Source organism: Acinetobacter sp. CY73, assembly GCF_059515865.1.
In genome coordinates this window covers 1-2,311 of sequence record NZ_JCAKMZ010000062.1, presented here as the reverse complement: position 1 = coordinate 2,311, position 2,311 = coordinate 1, and the positions used below count along the sequence as shown (strand labels likewise).

2 protein-coding genes, 1 rRNA gene and 1 pseudogene are annotated in these 2,311 nt (G+C 39.6%); all 4 read right to left on the bottom strand.

The annotated features are described in order from the left end of the window. Positions 1–113, bottom strand: a pseudogene (locus AC5YD2_RS16080) (IS5/IS1182 family transposase); the annotation flags it as partial. A gap of 5 nt (positions 114–118) precedes the next feature. Further along, entirely contained in the window at positions 119–391 is a 273-nt protein-coding gene (locus AC5YD2_RS16075; RefSeq protein WP_496127255.1) for a hypothetical protein, read from the bottom strand. Between the two features lie 83 nt (positions 392–474). Next, entirely contained in the window at positions 475–1,824 is a 1,350-nt protein-coding gene (locus AC5YD2_RS16070; protein ID WP_496127254.1) for an aromatic acid/H+ symport family MFS transporter, read from the bottom strand. 368 nt (positions 1,825–2,192) lie between these two features. Beyond that, positions 2,193–2,307: ribosomal RNA gene (gene rrf, locus AC5YD2_RS16065) — 5S ribosomal RNA — on the bottom strand. Positions 2,308–2,311: the final 4 nt, after the last annotated feature.

Here is a 2,311-nt window from a genome sequence, read left to right as displayed (position 1 = left end):
AGTGATTCTGCTTTTGCTAAAACCTCGACCATTTCAGTAAAAACTTGCCGAGGTACGCCAACCAAGCGTTTGAATTCAGAATCTGAAAAATGGTTTAATTTCTGATATCTCATGACATTTATATGGGGATAGTTTTTACTTTCGCAAGAGGTCTATTAGCTTTTTTAACAACTTCTTTTGGCAGTAACCCATTAGTTTTCTCACGATGGTGATGATCACATAATAAAGTTATTTCATCTGCAACGTGGCGTTTAACTATAGCCCATTCTTCCATATGCTCATATTCATACAAAGGCATCCCACAAATAACACATCCGAACCCACATCTTTGCCTTACTTCTCTTTGTATCGGCAAGGGAATATTACGACTATTTGGCTTTTCTTCAATCATATTTTTTCTAAATTTTAGTAAGACTATTGATTTATAACATAAAAAAACCCCCTTCCGGAGGCTTTTTCATATGCAAACTATACTTAAGCTTTTGCTACAGCAGGTTTACTTGCATTAATCTTCTCAGCTTCATCTTCATTCATGATTAACGCAACCGCGATTGCAGTAATCAATACAGGTAGACCCACTGCCATGAAGTTGAAATGAGCTGGTAAATTCATACCAAGCAACGCACCGATCATGATTGGGCCGACAATCGCACCCATACGACCAATCGCAGACGACCAACCAATACCTGTCGAACGTACAGCCAATGGATAGTATTGAGCAACATAGCTATAAAGCAACATTTGCGAACCGATTGAAGCAGCACCCGCCAAGAATACCAAGATGTATAGAAGGAATTGATTCGACATGAAGCCCATTAAGCTCATCACAATCGCACCCATAATACCCAAGAACATCAATACTGGTTTCAAGTGGAAACGATCGGCAAGAATACCCCCACCCACAATACCCACGACCGCACCCACATTCATCACCATCATAAACATCAAGCTGTTATCCATAGAATAACCAGCAGCCATCATGAGTTTCGGCAACCAACTGCTCAATGCATACATGGTCAGTAGACAAGTAAAGAATGCTGTCCAGAATAACAAGGTATTTACCATACGACCACGACGGAACAAACTGACAACCGTTGCCGACTCAGGCTCATCCACATGGTGAAGCTCAAATACTGTTGTAGGCTCAACTTTGAGCTGAGGCGCAAGTTTAGCAACAATTGGACGTGCTTCAGCTTGACGATTTTCTTTCACAATAAATGTTAAAGATTCAGGTAAGAATTTCCAAATTACAGGTAATAACAACAATGGAATACCCGCAATAAAGAACATGATTTGCCAACCAAAACTCGGGGTAAACCATGAACCTAATAGTGCAGCCATTACACCACCAACGGCATAACCACTAAACATGGTTGTTACTAATGTACTGCGCATTTTACGCGGAGCATATTCTGACGTTAATGCAACAAGGTTTGGCATGACACCACCAATCCCTAGGCCTGCTAAGAAACGTAAAATACCAAATTCTGTTGGATTCGATGCAAATCCACCTGCAGCGGTCAGACCACTAAATAGAACGATACAGATCATAATGACTTTTTTACGGCCAATTTTATCTGCCAAAGAACCAAAAATCATGGCTCCAAACATCATTCCAGCCAATGCAGTACTGGCGAGCATACCTGCTTGAACTGCACTTAGTCCCCACTCCACCATAAGTAGTGGTAAGACCACGCCATTGATTGCTAAGTCGTAACCATCAAACAGGATAATGAGTAGACACCAAGCAACAACATTGAAGTGAAATGGTGTGAATTTTGCTTCGTCAATAATGTCATTAACGTTCAAAGCTTGCTTTGACATTGCTCACCTCCTGTGAGATCGAAATTCAGTGAACTTTGATAGCAATCCGAACAGTGCAGAATTTAATTTTTATGCATTACTCATCAACACTGAGCTACCAAAGTGTGTGAGATAACTTTCACATAATTTGTATTTTTTTAAAATAGAACCATAGTCTAGAAATGGGTGATTTTAGTGATTTTTATTGAAAAAATGTATTACTACAATGCATTTAATATATTGATTAATATAATCATTAATAATTTTGATTATATTATAAACAGCTTTTTAGTGCCTTTCAGCTCTGAGTGTTGCTTAACGTAATTTTTAGAATGCTTTAAACATAAAAAAACACCCCCTGCACGAGTCAGGGGGTGTTTAGAATAATGAGCTGGCGATGACTTACTCTCACATGGGTAACCCCACACTACCATCAGCGCAAAGAGGTTTCACTTCTGAGTTCGGGAAGGGATCAGGTGGTTCACTCTTGCTATTGTCGCCAGCACAA

Bases quoted from the DNA above. Each gene is read 5' to 3' on its own strand.
- AC5YD2_RS16075 (WP_496127255.1), bottom strand. From the start codon at position 391: ATGATTGAAGAAAAGCCAAATAGTCGTAATATTCCCTTGCCGATACAA.
- AC5YD2_RS16070 (WP_496127254.1), bottom strand. From the start codon at position 1,824: ATGTCAAAGCAAGCTTTGAACGTTAATGACATTATTGACGAAGCAAAA.